Origin of the sequence: Pseudomonas sp. P9_2 (assembly GCF_034008255.1) — a bacterium.
GTDB lineage: Bacteria > Pseudomonadota > Gammaproteobacteria > Pseudomonadales > Pseudomonadaceae > Aquipseudomonas > Aquipseudomonas synxantha_A.
Window position 1 is genome coordinate 5,468,249 of the sequence record NZ_CP125376.1, and the last position, 21,415, is coordinate 5,489,663.

Sequence of the window (21,415 nt, forward strand, 5' to 3'; positions counted from 1 at the left end):
ATGGAGGGTACAAACGCGGTCAGCGAATCAGCAGTTCACGGCGGCCGTCGGGGTGCTCCACAGCCTCGCCTTGCAACAGCAACCGACGATCATTGAGGTAGTGATAATCCCTGCGGGCCGTATTGATTTGAGTAAGGTCCAGACTGATCACCTGGCGTGTTTCTTCGCGCCCGGCTTCGTACAGCACGCGTCCAAACGGGTCGACCACCGCACTGCCCCCGGCGAACACCAAGCCGTCATCGCCCTGCCCTGCGCGGTTGACCATCACGCAGAACACCTGGTTCTCCTGGGCCCTGGCCATGATCGCAGTGCGATGCACCGGACCGTAGGGGTCCATATTGCCGTTGGTGACAATGATCAATTCAGCACCCAATTGCGCCAGCGCCCGCGCCGTTTCCGGCAGCTCGATGTCGTAGCAGATCAGCAGGCCCACACGCACGCCGTTCCAGAGCGTGGTGACAAAGCGATCACCCGGTGTAATGTCGGCGCGCTCGGAGGGCCACAAATGGGTTTTTCGATACTCTAAAGCGATGCCCTCAGGTGTGATCAATACCGAGGTGTTGTAATAGGCGCCCGCATCCCGTTCGACCAAGCCAATCACAACCGAGACATTGCGTTGGCGCACCGCCTGTTGCACGGTTTGCAGCGTCGGGCCGTCCAGGGGCTCGGCGACGTTGGCCAGTTGTTCACCACCGACAAAGCCCATCAAATGGGTTTCCGGAAATACCAGCAAGTCGGTATCCGCGTTGCAGTTGGCGATGGCCTCCAAGGTGCGTCCCAGGTTATAAGCGGTATCACCGTCGCGGCCGGCTAACTGCAAGAGTTCGATGTTCATGGCAGGTCCTTGGGCGAAATGGAAACCCGAATTTACCCGGGCCTTCAAATGAGTATGGGGTGCGGCGTAATGGGAAAAAATCACTTCAATGGGGTACCCCGCAATGGGTAGTGAAACCAATTTGACCTTGCAGGACGTGGCCTGGCATGACGCGGTCGGGCGGATGATCGAAAACCTCGACCAACCGCACTTCTGGGCCTCCATGACGCGTTTGCTCGGGCGCTATGTGCCGGTGGACAGCTGGGTGGTGCTGATCTTCAACCCTGGCAGGCCACTGGTACTGGCTGAATCGCCTACGGAGGAAGGTGGCACCGACTCGCTGTTCCAGGACTACCTCAAGGGGCTTTACCTGCTCGATCCCTTTTACCTGGCCAATCGTGAATCACCGCGAAGTGGGCTGTTTCAACTGGACGACGTTGCCCCTGAGTGTTTTGAGCAGACCGATTATTACCAGCGCTACTTTCGCCTGAACGTGGTCGCCGATGAAATCCACCTCAATGTGCAACTCGATCCCCAGCGCACCCTGAGCCTGTCGCTGGGCAGCCGTTGCCGCTTCAGCCAGGAGCAACTGGCCCTGCTGCGGTTGATCCAGCCCTGGGTGGCCGGCCTGATGCGTCAGCGCTGCGTGCTTGAACAGGCTTCGAACAGCGCGCCGGCAGCAGAGCCGACAACGGACTGGCAAGAGCGCCTGCTGTCGCCGACGCTGCAGATCAGCTCAGCGTTGTCGACCCGTGAGGCCGAGGTGGCGCAACTGATGCTCAGTGGCTGCTCGAATAAAGAGATCGCCCGCAAGCTGTCGATCTCTGCCGAAACGGTCAAGGTGCATCGCAAGCACATGTACAACAAGCTGGGGATCAAATCCCAGTCCGAGCTGTTCCTGTTGTTCCTTCAGGCTCAGGAGTGAACCGGGGCCGTCCAACCCACCTTTGCCATCGCTGCCAGCAATTGTTCGGGCTTGAGCGCCAGCGCTTGCCGGCCACGGCCCTGAAGGTCGTTCGCCGCCAGCAAAGCATTGAGAATTGCCTCTTCGACGGCGTCCGCCGCGGCCACAAACAACGCGGAGATGTAGTCGTTGTTAACCATCTGCAAGGCCGTGGTCGGCGGGCCGGGTTGCCCGAGATTGGCAACCGGCAAGCTGGCATTGCCCACCGAGAACGCAATGAAGATGTCGCCGCTGTCGTCTTCGGTGCCGCCACCGACCCGCGCCAAACCGATACTCGCGCGCTGTGCCAGGCGGGTACATTGATGGGGCAGCAAGGGCGCGTCGGTGGCGATGGTGATCACGATGGAACCCATGCCAGGCACGCCGACGTTCACCGACCCGTCATAAGGCGAAGGCGTGTCTTGCAATACGCTGCCCACCGGGTAACCCGCCACGCGCAAGGCGCTGCGTACGCCGTAGTTGGCCTGCACTAGTGCGCCCACGGTCCAGCCGCCCTCTTCTGCGCTCAGCACGCGAGACGACGTACCAATCCCACCTTTGAATTCATGGCAGATCATGCCGTTACCGCCGCCCACGCAGCCTTCCTGCACCGGGCCGCTGCGTGCATCCGCCAATGCCGCATGCACATGCTCGGCCGTGATGTGCTGGTCCCAGATATCACTCAAAATGCCGTCGTAGGTTTCCAGCACCACCGGCATGCACCAGTAGGTGTGTTGCTTACCCATCTCGCGCTCTGCAGCCACCAATGCATCCCGTACCACGCCGACGCTGTGGGTGTTGGTGTAGGCAATGGGTGTAGTCAACAAACCTGCTTCGCGAATCCACTCCAGGCCGGTGGCATCGCCATTGCCGTTGAGTACGTGAACGCCGGCAAAACACGGCGCCAGATGAGCTGCGACCGGCCGCGGTTCGATGATGGTCACGCCGGTATGCATCGAGCCGTCGGTGCTTTCGGCATTGAGGGTGTGATGGCCGACGCGTACGCCGGGCACGTCGGTGATGGCGTTGAATATTCCGGGGGTGCCAGTGCCAATGGTGATGCCCAGGTCTCGTAAGCGCATGTTTTAACTCTCAATAGTCGAGTGAAGAACGTGCGTGAAGTTTAGGTTGGCGGCGGGTGCGTGACGATAACCTCCTGTGGTTACCCTCGGAACGTTAGGCTATTCGTACGATTTATCGCAGAACTTATACGACCGCACCCGCCCCCTTTGTGCGCAATTTCCTTGAACCGCCGAGCTTCATCTTATTTTTTCTTGCGCTCGGCCTTCTTAGCATAGGCGGATGAAATCAACGCCCGGCAAGCTCGGCCTCCACGCCTGTATCACAACCATCCTGTATGTAACGACGCTATGGCTGTTTACGGCGATTCAGGTCGTGCGCGCGGCCAGCTCGATCGATACCGTCACCAGCACTCAACGCCTGCAAGACCACCAACTGAAAAGCTTACAAGCTCAGGCACTTGGAAAGCCGGATGCACTGACCGCAACGCCCCTGCCCTTCGCCAATGCGCTTAAGCTGCCGGAAGAATCACCCTGTTTCTTTATCCGCACTGTGGAGTGGAAAGGTGCAGATGATTTCGACTGGCTGGAGCGCGCGCCAGCGATCCTGGGGCACTGTGTGGGTGGCGAAGGGTTGACGGTTTATCGCCGTTGGTTAGCAGCACAACTGATGGCGCGCGGATACATCACTACCCAGGTGTTGATACCGGCTCAAGACCTGAGCAGCGGGCACTTGATCGTCCAACTTATCCCTGGGCGCATGGGCAAGATTGATCAGCCACCGGCATCGCTTGGCTGGCCAGGCATGGCCTTTCCCGCAGCAAAAGGCGAACTGTTGAACGTGCGTGACCTGGATCAGGCGTTGGAAAATGTGCGCCGTCTGCCAGGCCAGGCAGCGACGGCGCTGAATCTGATTCCGGGCGCCGACCTGGGTGAAAGCGATGTGATCATCCAGCAACCGCCGCAGGCACGTCGGGTGTTTGGCTTGCTGACCGTCGATAACAGCGGTATCGACGCCACGGGCCGTCACCAACTCGGTGGGATTGTGGCCATCGACTCGCCGGCCGGGCTTTACGACCAACTGTTGCTGACCTACAGCACCGACACCGACCTCAATAACCACACCCGTGGGACCTCGGCAAAAAGTCTGGCCTGGAACGTGCCCGCAGGCTATGCCCTGCTGTCGTTCGGTGCCAGCGAGTGGACCAGCAAGCAAGCCTTATTCAAAGACCCCGGCGGACGAAGCATTGCATTCAGCTCCCGCACCCGACGTATAGATGCCGGGCTGGACTACGTGGTGAGTCGCTCCAATCGCAGCAAAAGTGTGCTCAACGCTCGCCTGGTCAATCGTGAGGATCGCGCCTGGGTAGCCTCTACCGAACTGCAGCAATTGCACCGGCAGATCACCAGCTATGAACTTGGCCTGACCCACCGAGCAAACCTGCGCTTTGGCAAGTCAACGGTGCAGGCTGGTGTGCGCGGCTCACTGCCCGGACTCAGCAAAACGCCCGGCGCGCTCTATGAGCAACAGGACTGGAACGGTCGCTATCACCTGTTCACTGCCAAGGCGGCGTTTGAGATTCCGTTTGACCTGGGCGCAATGCGTTTGGGCTATCGCAACGCGCTGGTCTACCAATATGCGCCGGTGCCAGTGCCGTCGACCGAATACATGCAGATCGGCGGCCGCTACAGCGTGCGCGGGTTTGACGGTAACACCACCCTCGCCGGCCCCACTGGCTGGACCCTGCGCAATGAGCTGTCCATCACCGCCTTCAGTGGCAGCCAGGCGTATGCGGCGCTCGATGCCGGTGCGGTGTCGCCGGTGGGCGGCCAGCGGCAAGGTCGACAGCCATTGATCGGCGCAGCTGTCGGCTTGCGCGGCAATGTCAGCCGCTTTGGTTACGACCTGGCCCTGGGCATGCCGATCAAGAGCACCGACGAGATGAGCACCGCCACGCCCACCGTCGATTTCTCTCTGAGCAGCCGTTTCTAGGCGAACGCTTTTTCCCAGGGATGGGAATCCGAGTGCCACCCAGTGCACTCACCCGGCGCCCGCAGTCACTGCTGCGGGACGCCTCTTTAAACCTTCAACCCTTGAGGTCTGTATGAACCCAATGATTCAACCCACTCGGCGCCCGTCCAAGCGCACGCTGCTGGCCCTCGCCCTAATGGGCAGCCTGCCGCTGCTGCAAAATAACGCGCAAGCGCAACCCGCCCTGACGTTGGACCCAAGCGCTGCGCGCAATGCAGCACTGTCGCAGATCAACGACACCCCGGTGGTCAACATTGCCGCGCCGAATGCCGCCGGTGTTTCCCACAACCGCTTCACCGAGTTCAATGTCGGCCCTGCCGGGCTGATCCTCAACAACAGCACCGCAGGTGCCCAAACCACCCTGGGCGGCGCCATTGCCGGTAACAGCCTGCTCAACGGAACCTCTGCCGGCGTCATTCTCAATGAAGTCACCGGTAAAACCGCCTCAAGTCTCAATGGCTTGATTGAAGTCGCAGGGCCGAGCGCCCGCGTGATCATCGCCAACCCCAATGGCATCACCGCCAGCGGCGCTGGCTTTATCAACGCCAATCGCGTGTCGTTGGTAGCGGGCACGGCGGTACTGGACGCCAACGGCCAGGTGGCTCGATTGCAAACCGACCACGGCCAGATCCGCGTGGAAGGTGCTGGCCTTGACGCGTCCGGTGCCAACGAGGTCGACCTGGTCGCACGTACCCTGCAGATCAATGCGCAGTTGCAAGCCAAAAAGCTCAACGCCGTGGCCTTGAAAGGCGAAGTCGACGCGATGGACCCAACCACTGTGCTCAAGCACCTGGGTGCGGATGGCAAAGCCGACATCGCCATCGATGTGGCCCAGCTGGGGAGCATGCACGCCGACTCGATTCGCCTGGTCGGCAAGTCGACTGGCGTAGGCGTGAACGTTCAAGGCAACGTCAAGGCCCTGACCGGCGACTTGAAAGTCACGGCCGACGGCAAGGTACAAATCGCTTCCACAGGCGTGTTGGACGCCAAGCAGGCATTGTCGATCGCTGGCGATCTGAACAATCAGGGCGTGCTGCGTAATGGAGGCCCGTTGAGTCTGGTCGGCAATATCGACATCCAGGGCCCGATCCACTTCGGCGGTACGACTGGGTCTGGTAGCAGCCTCAAGCCTGGCACCATTGTGACGGGTGGAGCCGCCGCAAGCGCTCAAAATGGTGTGGGTGTGGTGATCAATCGACCGGTCGCCTCACGCCCTGCTTATGTCGTCGCGCCGCCCGTATGGAGCGCGCCTGTGGTGAGCTATCCGGTGTTCAACTGGAGCGCCTATCCGTCGTTCGCCTTTAACACTGCAACAAGCCTGAAACAACCGACCCGCATCCTCCCGCAACCACGCTACTGGTAAACCGCTCCAGCCGGGCGTGGTGGTCCACACCCGCCCGGTCACTTCTCAAGCGTTGCTGACGCTGCTCCCTGGACGATGACGAATGAAGCCTGGGGTTTCGGGCATGGTGCCAATCGCACCGGTCCGTATCATTTGCCAATGGGCAAAGCCCTCTAAACCGCATTCACATCCCGCTTGCAAACATTCACTCGGCAAAAGCCCTGAGCGCTGGGCTGGGAGACTCATGTCCGTCGATATCAATAAACACAGCTCAAAAGGCTTGTTGTTTTTTCTTGCGCTGTCACTGACCGCAGCGCTCATGAACAGCAGCGCACCCACGCCGCTGTACCCGTTTTACCAAGAACATCTGCAGATCAACGCTGTGGACCTGACCTTTATATTCGGCGCCTACGGTGCCGGTGTTTTGCTGGCTTTGATCACCCTGGCGCGCATCGCCGGCCATGTCAAAGACCAGCGTTTTTTGCTGCTCCCAGCCATTGCACTGGTGCTTATCGGCGCCTGGTTGTGCGCCGAATGCGATTCGTTGTGGGCCCTATGTGCGGCCCGCGCCATCTCGGGGCTTGGTGCGGGAATCATGACCACTGCCGTGAACGTAACGCTGGTACGGTTCGGCCCGCTCGACAACGGCAAGCTGGCGGCGACGCTGGCCACCTTGGCAATGATCCTGGGGTTGGCTTTCGGCCCGGTACTCAGCGGCGTGGCGTTGCAACTGAACCTGTACCCCGCCAGCCTGCCCTTCTGGTCGATCATGGCCCTGGTCGCTGTCGCCGCCCTCGGCATACTGGCGCTCTGGCCGCGTCACACCCTCCAGGCCCAAACCGCCGCTCATACAGTACAAGCGTCGCTACGTGAAGGCCTGCGGGGTATTGGTCGGCCCTTCCACTTGTGCGCATGGTCGGTGTTTTTCAGCTGGTCGTTCACGGCCTGCGTTTTCGTGATTGGCCCTGGCGCTGCCGAACAGCAACTGGGCTTGAATGACCGTGGGATGTTTGGCTACAGCATGGCGGTATACCTGTTGATCGCCGGGGCCAGCCAGCTGTATTGCAAACGCCTGGATGCAGCGCGCGCGTTGCGTTCTGGCCTGCTCGCCCAGTGTGCAGCGTTCCTGCTCCTGCTGACGGCCTTCTCGGCCCATTCGCTGACGCTCGCCGCGTTGGCCCTGGTCATCGGCGGCTATGCCTACGGGGCCATTTTTGTCGGCAGTGCGCGGCTGATCAATCAGCTGGCACCTGCCAACTGCCACGCCAAGTTGGTGGCGTATTTCTATATGACCATCTACCTGTTCAACGCTGTGCCTATTCCGCTTGGGCTACTGGTGGATTCGATGGGGCTTGCCCCGAGCGTGCTCGCCGCCTTGGTCTTTTTTCTGGGGCTCGGTGCCGTGCTGGCGATTCTCGCTGCACGGGTCCGACTCCCTCATGCGCATCAACAACCCGGTTGAGCGCTCGTCACCGTTGAACCCTCAGGGTTCTTAATTTTTTGCCTTACGTCAGTACCGGAATCATGAATAAAAAACTTAAAGTGTGCGTCACGATTGCTGCGGTGCTCGCCATTGGCGGCGCCGTCGGCCTGTACCGGCAGTCCACCTCTGCCCAACCTACCCAAACGTCGGCCGGAACGGCTGCGCCGGCCATCCAGGTGGCCGTCGCCACCGCCACGCAAGCCGATATGCCCAACACTCTGGCGGGTATCGGCGAACTGGAAGCCACCCGCCAAGTCATGGTCACCGCCGAAAGCGGCGGCCTGGTACGTTCCATTGCATTCCAACCCGGCGAGCGGGTGAAAGCCGGGCAAACCCTGGTGCAGCTCAACGATGCGCCGGAACAAGGCGAACTGGCCAGGCTTCAGGCCCAGGCCGCCAACGCCAAGGCCCAGTTACTGCGAACCCAGCGTTTGCTGCCTCAGCAGGCGGCGACGCAAGAGGAACTGGATCAAGTGCAGTCCGCCTACTCCCAGGCCCAGGCCGATATCGTGCGGATCAAGGCGCTGATCGATCAAAAACGCATCAAGGCGCCCTTCACCGGCGTGCTGGGTGTGCGCAAGGTCAACCTGGGCCAGTTCGTGCAGGCCGGCGATGCCATGGTGTCGCTGACCGACGCACAGACGCTGTACGCCAACATCACCCTGCCCGAACGTGCCCTGGCACAGCTCAAAACGGGCCAGGAGATGAGCGTCAGCGTAGACGCGTACCCGCAGCGCTTGTTCAAGGGCCACGTCAGTACCCTCGAACCGCGTATCGACCCTGGCACCCGCACGGTGCTGGTCCAGGCCACGGTTCCGAATCCGGACAACCTGTTGTCACCCGGCATGTACGCCAATGGCGAAGTCCATCTGCCAGCCAAAAAAGACGTGATCAGCGTGCCTGAAACAGCCGTGAGCTACAGCGCCTACGGTGACTTTGTCTACGTGGTCGAGGGCGCTGATACGCAGCTGACCAACACCGTACGCCAGGTCTACGTGAAGACCGGCGAGCGCTCGGACGGCCGGGTCGTGCTGCTTGACGGCGTAAAGGCCGGTGATCGCGTGGTCACCTCCGGGCAGTTGCGCTTGAGCAGCGGCGCCCTGGTACGCATCGCGCTCAAGGACACCGTCGGGCTCGATCAGGCCGCAAGCCGCTGATACACCAAGGATCTGAAAAATGAAATTCACCGACTTGTTCGTGCGGCGCCCGGTGTTGGCGCTGGTGGTCAGCACCCTGATTTTATTGATGGGGCTGCTGGCCATAAACAACCTGCCGATTCGTCAGTACCCGCTGACGGAAAGCTCCACGCTGACGATCACCACCCAGTACCCCGGTGCTTCGCCGCAACTGATGCAGGGTTTCGTCACCCAGGCCATCGCGCAATCGGTCGCCACCGTGGAAGACGTCGATTACATGAGTTCGACGTCGACCCAGGGCAAAAGCGTGATCACTGTGCGCATGAAGCTCAACGCCGACTCCAACAAGGCCATGACCCAGGTGATGGCCAAGGTCAACGAGGTCAAATACCGCTTGCCGGAGCAGGCTTACGACCCGGTGATTGTGAAATCCTCCGGTGAAGCCACAGCCGTGGCCTATGTGGGTTTTTCCAGCCCGACCCTGTCCACTGCTGCACTCTCGGACTACTTGCAGCGCGTGGTGCAACCGCAACTGTCTTCCATCGAAGGGGTCGGCAGCATTGACCTCAACGGCGGGCAGAAAATGGCCATGCGTATCTGGCTGGATGCCAATCGCATGGCCGCCCACGGGATTTCCGGCAGCGATGTGGCCCAGGCCCTGTTGAATAACAACGTGCAGGCTGCGCCCGGCCAGGCCAAGGGTTTGTATGTGGTGTCGGACATTCAGATCAACACCGACCTGGTCGATGTCGCCGAGTTTCGCCAGTTGGTGGTCAAGTCCAGCGCTGCCGGTGTGGTGCACCTGAACGATATCGCCACGGTGGAACTGGGCGCGGCGTCCACCGACACCAGCGCCACCATGGACGGTGTGCAAGCGGTGTTTTTCGGTTTGAATGCCGCACCCAATGCCAACCCTCTGGTGATCGTCAAGAAACTCAACGAACTGCTGCCGGGCATCCGCGCCAACCTGCCGCCGGACGTGAAAGTCGCTGTGCCGTTTGAGCTGGCACGTTTTATCAGCGCATCGATTGATGAAGTACTCGGTACGCTGGGCGAAGCCATCGCCATCGTGGTACTGGTGATTTTCTTGAGCCTCGGCTCGGCGCGGGCGGTGATCATTCCGGTGGTCACCATTCCCCTCTCGATGCTGGGTGCAGCCGCGTTCATGTCGATGTTCGGGTTCAGTATTAACTTGCTGACCTTGCTGGCGATGGTGTTGGCCATCGGCCTGGTGGTGGATGACGCGATCATTGTGGTGGAGAACGTTCATCGTCATATCGAAGAAGGCAAGTCTCCCACTTATGCAGCCCTGCTGGGCGCACGTGAGGTGGCAGCGCCGGTGATTGCGATGACCCTGACACTGGCGGCGGTGTATGCCCCCATCGGCCTCATGGGCGGGCTGACCGGCTCGCTGTTCAAGGAGTTCGCCTTCACCTTGGCCGGCTCGGTGGTGGTCTCGGGCATTATCGCGCTGACGCTGTCGCCGGTCATGAGCTCACTGCTGCTCAATAGCCAGATGAACGAAGGCTGGATGGCGCGCAAGGCCGAGAGCTTCTTCCATCGCCTCGGCAGCGCTTACGGCCGCGTGCTGGACCTGTCGCTGCATCACCGTTGGGTCACGTTCACAATTGCGGTCATTGTGTTGATCAGTGTGCCGTGGCTGTACAGCCGTGCCCAAACCGAACTGGCGCCCACCGAAGACCAGTCCACCGTGCTGACCGCAATCAAGTCACCACAGAACGCCAACATTGATTACGTCGAGAAGTTCGGCAAGCAATGGAACGACGTCATGGTGACCTTGCCGGAGCAGAGCAACCTGTGGCTGATCAACGGCAGCAACGGCGTATCCAACAGCATCGGCGGGGTCAACTTCGTCGACTGGGAAAAACGCGAGCGCAACGCCGACCAGATCCAGGGCGATATGCAAAGTCGCGCCAACACCATCGAGGGCAGCAACGTCTTTGCCTTCCAGTTGCCTTCACTGCCGGGCTCGACCGGTGGCCTGCCGGTACAGATGGTGATCAAGAGCGCCGGTGACTACAGCGTGGTCTATGAGGCGATGGAAGCACTCAAGCACGCTGCACGTGAAAGCGGCTTGTTCATGGTGGTCGACAGTGACCTGGACTACAACAACTCGGTGATCAAGATCAAAGTCGACCGTACCAAGGCCAATAGCCTGGGCGTGACCATGAAGGATCTGGGCGACACCCTGGCGGTGCTGGTGGGCGAAAACTACGTCAACCGCTTTGCCATGGACGGTCGCTCCTATGATGTGATCCCGCAAAGCCTGCGTGGTGAACGGCTGACGCCAGAAGCACTGTCGCGCTTTTATGTGACCAGCGCCACGGGTGGGCAAGTACCGCTGTCCAACCTGGTCAGCGTCTCCACCGGGGTCGAGCCCAATCAACTGACCCAGTTCGACCAGCTCAACTCGGCGATCTTCCAGGCGATTCCTGCCCCAGGCGTGGCCATGGGCGACGCGGTGAAGTTCCTCGAGGCGCGAGCCAAACTGCTGCCGCCGGGTTTCACCTACGACTGGCTTTCGGATGCTCGCCAATACCATCAGGAAAGCGGCGCGCTGGTCATGGCGTTCCTGTTCGCAATCATTGTGATCTACCTGGTACTCGCTGCGCAGTATGAAAGCCTGCGTGACCCGTTGATCATTCTGATCAGCGTGCCGATGTCGATCTGCGGCGCCTTAATACCGCTGGCCCTGGGCATGGCGACCATCAATATCTACACGCAGATCGGCCTGGTGACCCTGATCGGACTGATCAGCAAGCACGGCATCCTGATGGTGGAGTTCGCCAATGAGATGCAGGTCAAGCAGGGCCTGGATCGTCGCGAGGCGATTCTGCACTCGGCGAAGATGCGCTTGCGGCCGATCCTGATGACCACGGCGGCGATGGTGGCGGGCTTGATTCCCCTACTGTTCGCCTCCGGTGCTGGCGCCCACAGCCGTTATGACCTTGGCCTGGTGATCGTGGTGGGCATGTTGGTGGGTACGCTGTTCACTTTGCTGGTTTTGCCGACCATGTATTCGTTCATTGCCGTCGACCATCGTATGGCGGCCACCACACCCCGCGCCCGTGCGCTGGCCGCTGCCGATGCAGCCGACGCCGCCACGGCTCAGTCGGTGTAAGGAGACACACATGCACCCCTTTAATACCTTCGTGATTCGTCCGCTCGCGCTGCTGGTCTGCTCGGCCTGGATGACGGGCTGTACCGTTGGCCCGGACTACCGGGCCAGTAGCGAGCCCGCAGTAGAGCTGACTCAAAGCCCCGATACCGCCCTGTATAGCAGCACCCGCGTGCAACAGGATTGGTGGCGACAATTCCAGGACCCACAACTGGATGCGCTGATCGATCAAGCGCTGTCGCGAAACCATGACCTGCGCATTGCACAAGCCCGGTTGCTGGAGGCACGTGCGGTGCTGGATCAGCGTCAGTTGGACCAATTGCCAACGGTGACCGCCAGCGGGGCTTATTCCCGTAGCCTGTCCCAGGCCAACCCCGGCCCGAGCAGTGAGCGCAACCTGGCCAAGACCTATCAGGCCGGCCTGGATGCGCAGTGGGAGCTGGACCTGTTCGGACGGCTGCAGCGCCTGTCGCAGGCGTCTTCGGCACGCGCCGAGGCCGTCGCGGCGGACCTGGCACAAACCCGCATCGTAGTGACCGCCGACGTGGCGCGTCACTACTTCGAACTGCGCGGCGCGCAACGGCAATTAGCGGTGGCCCAGGCCAACCTGAGTAATCAGGAAACAACCGTGGCGCTGGTACAGGGCCGCGTGGATGCCGGGCGCGGCACCGCCGACGAACTGGCCAGCGCCCTGGCCGAGCGCGCACGGGTGCAAGCCACACTACCGAGTCTGGAAACCCGTCAGGCGCTCAGCCGTTATCGACTCGCCGTACTGACGGGCTTGCGGCCCAAGGATCTGCAAGCGCTGACCGACCTGAAACCCTTGCCGGCGCTGGTCACGCGCTTGCCGATTGGCCTGATCAGCGACTTGCTGCGCCAACGCCCCGATGTCGCCAGCGCCGAACGCGATTTGGCGGCCTCGAATGCGGACATTGGTGCAGTGACGGCCGAGCTTTACCCACGGATCGACCTGGGCGGTTTTCTCGGCTTTGTGGCCTTGCGCGGTGGGGATTTTGGCGACAGCGGCAGCCGCGCGTTCAGCGTAATGCCCTCGGTCAGTTGGCCAGCTCTGCACCTGGCCAGTGTCAAGGCAAGGCAGCGCGAGGCGCAGGCGCGTGAAGTGGGTGCCCAAGCGCGTTATGAGCAAGTGGTGCTGAATGCGATTGAGGAAACCGAGGGCGCGCTGACGACCTATAGCCTGTCGCAGCAACGGGTTCGCAGCCTGGCTGAGGCTGCCGCGCAAAGTGAGCGTGCGGCTCGACTGGCACATGCGCGTTATGAAGCAGGTAGCGCGGCGTATCTGGTAGAGCTGGATGCTCAGCGTACGCAACTGAATGCGCAGGATGCGCTGACGCAGGCGGAGACCGCGTCGTATCTCGATGTGGTGCAACTCTACAAAGCGTTGGGTGGGGGATGGCGTGCGCAGGAGCCGCTTGTATCCAAGTAACCCAGGCCGCCCCAAGCGGGGCGGCATATCAGCTTATAAGCCCGCAATAGCGCGTTCGACGCGCTGGATAAACGCTGCAACGTCTGCATGGGTGTGGTCAATCCCATCCCGTGCGACAGCGGCCTCCAATTCGCGACACTGCTGGATCAAGCTCTTAGCCTTGCCTACCGCCAACGCGCCGCGAATACGGTGAAGCAAACGCGTCGCCTCGTGAGCGTCTAGCCCAGCGCTCAACGTTTTGAGCTCACCCAAATCCTGGGCAATAGTCTCAAGGAAAAGCTCCAGCATCCGCTCTGGCACGTTTATCTCGTCTACATCGTTTACCTGTACAGCGCCCTCGGAAGCCTGGGCCAGTGCAGGATCAAGCACACTGCGCAGACACAGATAAAGCCCCTGAATGTCCATCGGCTTGGATAACCAACTGTTCATGCCCACACGGATGCAATGCTCGCCCTCCTCGCGCAACGCATTAGCGGTGACGCCGATAATCGGCATATCCACGTCACGCTGGCGCAGCGTGTCAGCCAACTCATAGCCATCCATGAGCGGCATGTTCACGTCGGTCAGCAGCACGTCATAGACTTTCAGTTCCAACTGCTCCAACGCCTGCACCCCATCAGCCACTACATCCACCGTACAGCCGATACGCTCCAGTTGCTCCTTGATCAGCGCTTGATTGACCGGGTTATCTTCGGCCACCAGCACATTCAGGCCCAGGTGCAGCTGCGTCACCGGTGTTTGCTGCAACGGTGCCTCCGGTTCACCGCTGATCGCCATCACCACTGCACGGCAGATGGACCCGACACTGTTCTGGTTCACCATCAGGTCCTGGCCGATGAACTGCGGCGTGCTGCTGAAATCATGCTGGGCAAAGACGTTGGTCGCGCCTGAGCGTCCCACCTCCACCTGTTGCGGCATGACCGTCAAGATGGCATCAGGTGCTGCGCCAGCGTCATCGCCCATGACGGTAGTGTGTGCATCGTGCCATTCCAGCCAGGCGCACAGGTTGTCGGTCAAGGTTGCATAGGGTGTACGAACATCGATGCACCTGCCTGATAACTGGGGCAATAAAGATCGGGGGGCCTCTAGCGTTTCAAGGCTCAACTCAAATATGAATGTACTGCCCTCACCCGGCGCACTGTCCACGGTCAACGCACCTCCCATCATCTGGCTGAGGTGGGCGCAGATAGGCAGCCCGAGCCCGGTGCCTGCGACGGTGTGATGTTTGCTGTCGGCCTGGTAAAAACGCTCGAACAGTTGCGCCTGCACCACTTCGCACATCCCTGGGCCGCTATCGACCACGCGCCATTGCAGGCTCACCTCGCCTGCGCAGACTCCGATAGGCGACAGGAAGACTGCGACATGCCCGCTCTGGGTGAACTTGATCGCATTATTGAGCAGGTTGCCGACGATCTGCTGAATACGCAGGCGGTCGCCCTGCACCAGGTTCGGCACGCGAGGGTCAACACAGCAGTAAAGCGCCAGCCCTTTATTCGCAGCCATCGCCGAGAACCCGCGTACAGTTTCTTCGAGCATTTCCAGTGGCTGGAACGCGACGGACTCCAGAACCAACTGGCCCGCCTCTATCTTGGACAGGTCCAGCACATCGCTGATCAAGTGCATCAATACCGCGGACGAACTATCAATGGTGCGCAGGTAGCCACGTTGGCGTTCATCCAGAGAGGTCATGCCCAACAGCTCCAGCGTGCCCAGCACACCGTACAACGGCGTGCGTAGCTCGTGGCTCAGGGTGGCGACGAAGTTGCTTTTCTGTTCATTAGCCGCATCCGCCGCCTGGCGGGCGAGGAGCAACGATGCAGATGCTTCGCGGTGGGAAGAAATATCAGTGAAGGTACACAGCAACACGCTATCGCCCAGATATTCGGTGGGTGTATAGCGCACGTGCAAGACCCGCTGATTGACCAGCAGGCAGCCTTCACCGGTAAGGGGTTTATTTTGCTCAAACAGCGGCCATAGCGCCATCATTTGTGCAAACTCGGTCGGCTCGCCCAACCATTGCGTATACAAACTGTTCTGCGTCACCAGTTCGATCTGCGGCCCCTTGACCACACACAACGCCAGCGGCACCGTTTGCAACAAAGACAGGTTGAAGTCATGGTTGACCAATAACTCCCGAAAGTCATTACTCGCCGGCACCACGATGCGCCGTCGATACCATCGGATGACCGACCAGCCACTGATGACGCATAAACCCAACAAGCCGACCAGCCCAAGCAACTGCCAACGTGCATCCAGGATCAGTTGTTTATAGGGGATACGATACAGGGCCTGCCAGGCGCCCATATCCCCGGCACTGCGCTTGATCAGCAGCCCTGAAGTAGTGAAATGGAAGCCGCTTTCATATTGGTAGATCTGTGGCGACTTGCCGCCCACTACACGCGTGCCGTCCGGCGCGACGATGTCGACATTGCTGTACAGCGGCAGATCAAAAAACTGCTTTTCTATCCTTACCCCGGGCGTGTCAAATTCGTCCCAATACAGCAAGGTAGCTGCCACCAATTCCCTGGGGGGGCCCTTTCGTTCCCACTGGTCCTCTTCAATGCGACCGGAGACGTAGCCCAGTATTTGTTGAATGTCCTCACCGCCCAAAAAGAAATGACTGGGCCGCCAGCGCACCAGCAAGTCACTGCTCAAGGGCGGCAGCTGACGCGCAGATTGCTTGACCTCGTTCAAGACTTGGGGAAAATTGCGCTGGCCTGGATGAGGCTGGGGGCTGATCGCAGGAATCGCGATGTCGAAATCGCTCGACAGATCAAACACGAACATTTGCGGCGACGCGAAGGTTGAACCGCTCCAGAAGTCGCCATACACATTTGCCAGCGCACCCCCCAATTGCAACTGTTGGCTCAATACACCGTCATGCGCGTCGGCGGCCTTGATAGGCAATGCCGCCGAAAACGTTGTGGCGACCTGGGACGCCTGGCCTTCATAAATGCGCATGTTGCCCTGCGTCGTATGCTTGACCACATAGGCTTCAGGGTTAAATACCGGTTTGTATTCCAATTGGCTGCTGGCCTTAATGGCCCGCAACAGAAATATTTCATGGTCGTAAGCACGACCCACGAAACGCATAAAATGATAATCGACTTTAAGCACTTCCCCGCGAATGACCTTGTAGGTCACCCAATAGCCGGCCACGGCGAAGAACACTAGCAACAAAAAAGACACCAACAGGCCGAAACCCAGGCGCAGCGAGACTTTTTCAAGTTTACCGACGCTCGATTGCCTATAGCGCATACGCGGTGCCATTTGCAGCGTTCATGAGGGTGCTTTGAGCCTTTGAAAGTTCATGTGCGGTTACCGGACAACCGTCCGCTCGGGTGAGTCTATAGGCTTTTCATTAGTTGGTAAGATTAGTCCTACGCACACGCTCGAAAGAGCTGACGTTTATGGTTACGCATATCCCGCAAAATTGACTCATGGTCATCCCTTGCAGGGCATTACATGAAAACCTCAGCCGCACTCAGCCTAAGTCAGATTCCAGCCGCCCCCAAGGTTCAAGAGCCCGACGCCCAGGAGCTGCGCCAAGGGTTGGCGGATCACGCGTTTGTGGGTTTTTACCAACCTCAGCTTTCGTTGAAAACGGGTACGATTAGCGGCTTGGAAGTTCTCGCCCGCTGGCGGCACCCTCACAACGGCCTGTTGACGCCCGGTTATTTTCTACAGGCCCTGGAACGCCATGACCTGATGGATGAGCTGTTCCTGCGCCTCTTCGAGCAAGGGCTGATCCTGCGCCAAAAACTGGCCAGCCTGAACCTGCCGTTGACGATGTCATTCAACCTTCAACCGTCTCAACTCAGCAACCCCATACTGAGCCAGGCGATTAAAGTGCTGCTGCGTGCACATGAGTGCCCTGCCCAAAGCATCATCTTCGAGATCACCGAAACCGGCACGCTCAATCCGTGCAGTGTCGCCATGAACAACCTCTTGCAACTCAAGCTGCTGGGCTGCGGTTTGTCCATGGATGACTTTGGCACCGGTTTCTCGTCACTGGAGCGCTTGTGTGATGTGCCTTTCACCGAGCTCAAACTCGACGCCGGTTTCGTACACAAACTCGACACGCACTCGGCCTGCACCGCCATTGTCGCCCACACTGTAAGCCTGGCAGCCAGCCTGGGTGTGTCACTGGTGATCGAGGGTGTCGAGACCCCGGCCCAGCTCAAACGGCTCAAAACCCTGGGCGTGTCCATTGTGCAGGGATACGCCGTTGCGCCGCCGATGGCGGATACCGCGCTGCTGCCTTACATCCTTGAATACATTGCGGGCTCACAGGTGGTGCTGACGTCAGTCTGAACGCCCATTCACATCGCTCTAACTTCCCACCCCATCCGCCACGTCCGTGGTCGACCTTGAGCCGGCCAGCGCGGCGTACTTGGCATTTTGCAGTCAGGTATACGTTTTCATGTCCACGCTCAAAGCCTTCGTGGCTTTCTTCACCGTACTGCTGCCGGCTGTATCGTACGGCGGTGCCGCAACGATACCCATGCCGCAACAGCCCCTTCACTTGCTTAGCCAAGTGAGTCAGGAACCACAAAAGCTGCAATTACCGGAAGCAGACTGGGCCTGGTTGCGCCAACGGCGTGTCCTCACCCTGGGCGTGGTCGCACCGTTCACCCTGCCCTTCGACATGGTCTACGGCAACGGTGATTACGAGGGCATCAGCGCTGACGTGGCGACAATGCTCAAGCAGCAACTGGGCTTGGATATCAAAGTCGTCGGGTTTGCTGACCGAGGGCAAGCGATGGCCGCCTTGCGAGCCGGCGAAATCGACTTGATCAGCCGGTCCAGCGACTATGATCGCGACTCTTCTGACACGGTGGTGACGCTGCCGTACAGCGTCAATGCCCCCGTACTCTATCAACGCCAGGACAGCGACATTGCGGTTCCCTCAGATCTCAATGGACTAACCGTAGCAGTCTCCAAGGACTACCTGCCATACGCGCTACTGACCGACCGCTATCCTCATGCACAGTTTTTTACCTACGGCACCACCGCGCAAGCCCTGGCCGCCGTCGCGTTCCAGAACGTCGACGTGTTTCTGGGCGACTCGGTAACCACCCACTATCTGGTCAACCATAGCTTTTTCAGCTATCTCAAATTTATCCAGTTCGTGAAAATCGACTCAGGTGGCTATGGGTTTCTGCTCAAGCAGGAAGATCAACGCCTGCTGCGCATTCTAAATGCCTCGCTGACCACATTCGGCCAACTGCGCATGAGCTACCTGATCAAGCGCTGGACCGGCGGCGGCACGGTAATGCCGGACGATAATGTGCATCTGAACGCCCAGGAAAAACGCTGGCTGGCCCAGCACCCAGTGGCGCGCTTCATGATTAACGATGACATGGCACCCTCGGCGTTTTTTGACGCCAAGGGCCGCTTCAACGGTGTGATATCCGATTTGTTCGAGATCATCACCCAACGCACCGGGCTCAAGTTCGAGATTCAACGTGCCTCCAGTTTTGAAGGCATTCAGGACGCTTTACGCGACGGCGATACTGATTTAGCCGTGTTGACGGCCAGCCCGGAGCGGCTGAACCATTTCCGTTTCAGCCATCCATTCGCAACCAGCTCGTTTGCGCTGGTCGCGTCGACGGCTGAATCGGGCCGAGAGCGTTCGAGCCTCAATGCTCTGGCCGGCAAGCGCCTGGCCATTGTCCAGGGGCACGTGCTGATCGACAGCATTCGCAGAGGCTTTCCCACGGTGCAGTTGATCACCCCAACAAACAACCTCGAGGCCATGCGCATGGTGGTCAATGGCGAAGCCGACGCAGTGTTGATGACCCTGTCCATGGCTCGCTACTACACCGCGCGCCTCTATGAAAAAGACCTGCGCGTGGCCGGGGTCGTCGACGGCCAGGCGGCCACCGCCAACTTCGCCATGCGCCGTGGCGAAACCGAGCTGCAGTCGATCATGGATAAAGCTCTGCTGAGCATCCCACCTGACGAGCTTAATGCAATCACCATTCGCTGGCGCGCTAATGCGGCCATGAGTGGCCAGAACTGGCGCGACTACAAACTGGTCATCCTGCAGATCATCTGCTGCGCATTGCTGGTGCTGCTGATTTCGATCATCCGAATCGTGCAACTGCGCCGTCAGATCCGGCGCCGGGTCGCAGCTGAAAAAGCCCTGAATGATCAGTTGGAGTTTCTGCAAACCTTGAACCATGCCATGCCCGTGCCGGTATATGTACGCGACCGCGAAGGACGCCTGCTGTCATGCAGCCGCAGCTATGAACATGTCATGAAGCTCTGCCAATCCCAAGTGCTGGGTAAAACCGCGTTGCAAACGAACCACGGTGATATCGAACTTGCGCCCTCGCTTCACCAGAGTTATCTGCAAGCGATGGAGGATGGCAACGCCATCGAACAGCAACTGCAGATCACCATCGAGGGACAACCCCACTTCATCGAGCATTGGATTCAGCCGTTTCGTGACTCTAATGGCACGATCGCCGGAGTGATCTGCGGCTGGCAGGACATCTCGCAACATCATCAACTGATTGAGCAACTGCAGCAGGCTAAAACCCAGGCTGACGAGGCCAGCCGCGCCAAAACCCAATTTCTTGCGACCATGAGCCACGAAATCCGCACGCCCATGAGCGCGGTGATAGGCACATTAGAGTTAGCGCTCAAACGCGCTGATCATGGCGTACTGGATCGGGTGAACATCGACGTGGCCTACACGGCCGCCAAGAACCTGCTTGAACTGTTGGGCAATACGCTGGATATCGTACGCATTGAATCCGGGCACTTGAGCTTCTCACCACGCCGGGCCAACCTCAAGAATCTGGTGGAGATGGTGGCGCGGGTATTCGAAGGGCTGGCGAGAAAGAAGAAACTGGACCTGATTCTGGAAATCGACGCCGGTACCACCCTGGACGTCTCTATCGACCCTCTGCGCTTCAAGCAAGTACTGTCGAATTTGGTGAGCAATGCGATCAAGTTCACTGAGCGCGGCCGTATCGTCATCCGCTTGGTATGCCGCGTGTTGAACGGGCAGACACTCAACATGCATCTGCAAGTTCAGGATACCGGCATAGGCATCAGTGAGGCAGACCGGCAGACGCTGTTTCGCCCCTTTGCGCAAGTGATTCAGTCGGACCTCTCGGTCCATGGCGGGAGCGGCCTCGGGTTGGTTGTGTCGCGGTCGCTGTGCGAGATGATGGGTGGCCGCCTGGAACTTACCAGCACGCCGGGGCAAGGCACTACGGTCAATGTAACGCTCAAGCTCAAGCTTCTGGAACCGCTGCCTGAAGAAGAACTGCCATTGCCCGCGTCCTCCGAGGCTACTCCGAGCTGGGCCATGCGAGTGCTGATCGCAGACGACAACACCTTGAACCGTCAAATGCTGCGCGCGCAGCTGGAGTACCTGGGCTGCAAGGTGATTGAAGCCAGTAATGGACTGGAGGCGTTGGAGGCCTGGCGTGCCTTTCCGGTTGACTGGCTTATCACGGATTACCACATGCCGGTCATGGACGGAGTAGAACTGACACTGGCGATCCGCAAGGAAGAACAGCAACGCAACGCCAGTGCATTGACGATTCTGGGGCTGACAGCCGACGCCCAGCAGGAAGAAATGGACCGCTGTCTTAATGCTGGCATGGGCGACTGTCTGATCAAACCCATCAGCCTGGCCATCCTCGAACAGCGCCTGGCATCACTGGAGCCAGCGGATAAGCCAGCCTATAAAGGCGCCAAACCGACGCTGCATGGGCCTGAATTCGACATGAATCTGCTCCAGCCGATTACCGGTGGCAACCCGGCAATCATTCAACAACTGCAAGCTGAATTGATGCGCAGCAATCAACAGGATATCGAACAGTTGCGTGACTTCAGTGAGACACGGGACCTCGCCGGCATTGCCGAGCTGGCTCACCGTTTGAGGGGTAGCGCAGCATTAATGCGCAATGACTATCTGCTTGGGTTGTGCAAGGAACTGGAGCATGGCTGCCGAACCGGCGCCGAGGACGTACCGGCGCAGGTCAGGCAGGTGAAGAAGGAGTTACGGCGCATTCAAAACATGCTCGAGCCCTAGGCTG

Annotated in this window: 12 protein-coding genes; 9 read left to right on the plus strand and 3 right to left on the minus strand. The window is 59.6% G+C overall.

The genetic code is table 11. The features are described 5' to 3' along the window. Positions 1-19 precede the first annotated feature (19 nt). Complete coding sequence (locus QMK52_RS24025; protein ID WP_320403539.1) at positions 20-835, minus strand: carbon-nitrogen hydrolase family protein; 816 nt, start codon at positions 833-835, stop codon at positions 20-22. A gap of 103 nt (positions 836-938) precedes the next feature. On the opposite strand from QMK52_RS24025, the gene QMK52_RS24030 reads away from it, so the two are divergent. Then, positions 939-1,739, plus strand: a complete 801-nt coding sequence (locus QMK52_RS24030; RefSeq protein ID WP_320403540.1) for a LuxR C-terminal-related transcriptional regulator — start codon at positions 939-941, stop codon at positions 1,737-1,739. Here QMK52_RS24030 and QMK52_RS24035 read toward each other — a convergent pair. After that, complete coding sequence (locus tag QMK52_RS24035) at positions 1,730-2,839, minus strand: P1 family peptidase (RefSeq protein WP_320403541.1); 1,110 nt, start codon at positions 2,837-2,839, stop codon at positions 1,730-1,732. The genes QMK52_RS24030 and QMK52_RS24035 overlap by 10 nt on opposite strands. Positions 2,840-3,059: 220 nt before the next feature. On the opposite strand from QMK52_RS24035, the gene QMK52_RS24040 reads away from it, so the two are divergent. The 6 genes from QMK52_RS24040 (at position 3,060) to QMK52_RS24065 (ending at position 13,355) form a co-directional block, all read left to right on the plus strand. Continuing rightward, complete coding sequence (locus QMK52_RS24040) at positions 3,060-4,769, plus strand: ShlB/FhaC/HecB family hemolysin secretion/activation protein (RefSeq protein WP_320403542.1); 1,710 nt, start codon at positions 3,060-3,062, stop codon at positions 4,767-4,769. A gap of 112 nt (positions 4,770-4,881) precedes the next feature. Further along, complete coding sequence (locus tag QMK52_RS24045) at positions 4,882-6,171, plus strand: filamentous hemagglutinin N-terminal domain-containing protein (protein WP_198708391.1); 1,290 nt, start codon at positions 4,882-4,884, stop codon at positions 6,169-6,171. Between the two features lie 223 nt (positions 6,172-6,394). Continuing rightward, complete coding sequence (locus QMK52_RS24050) at positions 6,395-7,612, plus strand: MFS transporter (protein WP_320403543.1); 1,218 nt, start codon at positions 6,395-6,397, stop codon at positions 7,610-7,612. 62 nt (positions 7,613-7,674) lie between these two features. Then, on the plus strand, positions 7,675-8,790 hold the full coding sequence (locus QMK52_RS24055) for an efflux RND transporter periplasmic adaptor subunit (protein ID WP_122735711.1): 1,116 nt from the start codon (positions 7,675-7,677) through the stop codon (positions 8,788-8,790). 19 nt (positions 8,791-8,809) lie between these two features. Then, positions 8,810-11,911, plus strand: coding sequence for a MexW/MexI family multidrug efflux RND transporter permease subunit (locus QMK52_RS24060; protein WP_122735713.1), 3,102 nt, complete (start codon positions 8,810-8,812; stop codon positions 11,909-11,911). A 10-nt stretch (positions 11,912-11,921) separates the two neighbouring features. Then, positions 11,922-13,355 (plus strand): efflux transporter outer membrane subunit, encoded by a 1,434-nt coding sequence (locus QMK52_RS24065; RefSeq protein WP_320403544.1) that lies wholly within the window; start codon positions 11,922-11,924, stop codon positions 13,353-13,355. Positions 13,356-13,388: 33 nt separating this feature from the next. Here QMK52_RS24065 and QMK52_RS24070 read toward each other — a convergent pair whose 3' ends face one another. Beyond that, a complete protein-coding gene (locus QMK52_RS24070; RefSeq protein ID WP_320403545.1) occupies positions 13,389-16,625 on the minus strand; it encodes a hybrid sensor histidine kinase/response regulator in 3,237 nt (1,078 codons plus the stop codon). 195 nt (positions 16,626-16,820) lie between these two features. Between QMK52_RS24070 and QMK52_RS24075 the strand changes: the two genes are divergently transcribed. Both QMK52_RS24075 and QMK52_RS24080 read left to right on the plus strand, forming a co-directional pair. After that, positions 16,821-17,669: an EAL domain-containing protein gene (locus QMK52_RS24075; protein ID WP_320403546.1), complete on the plus strand. Its 849-nt coding sequence runs from the start codon at positions 16,821-16,823 to the stop codon at positions 17,667-17,669. Positions 17,670-17,778: 109 nt separating this feature from the next. Continuing rightward, entirely contained in the window at positions 17,779-21,411 is a 3,633-nt protein-coding gene (locus QMK52_RS24080) for a transporter substrate-binding domain-containing protein (protein WP_320403547.1), read from the plus strand. Positions 21,412-21,415: the final 4 nt, after the last annotated feature.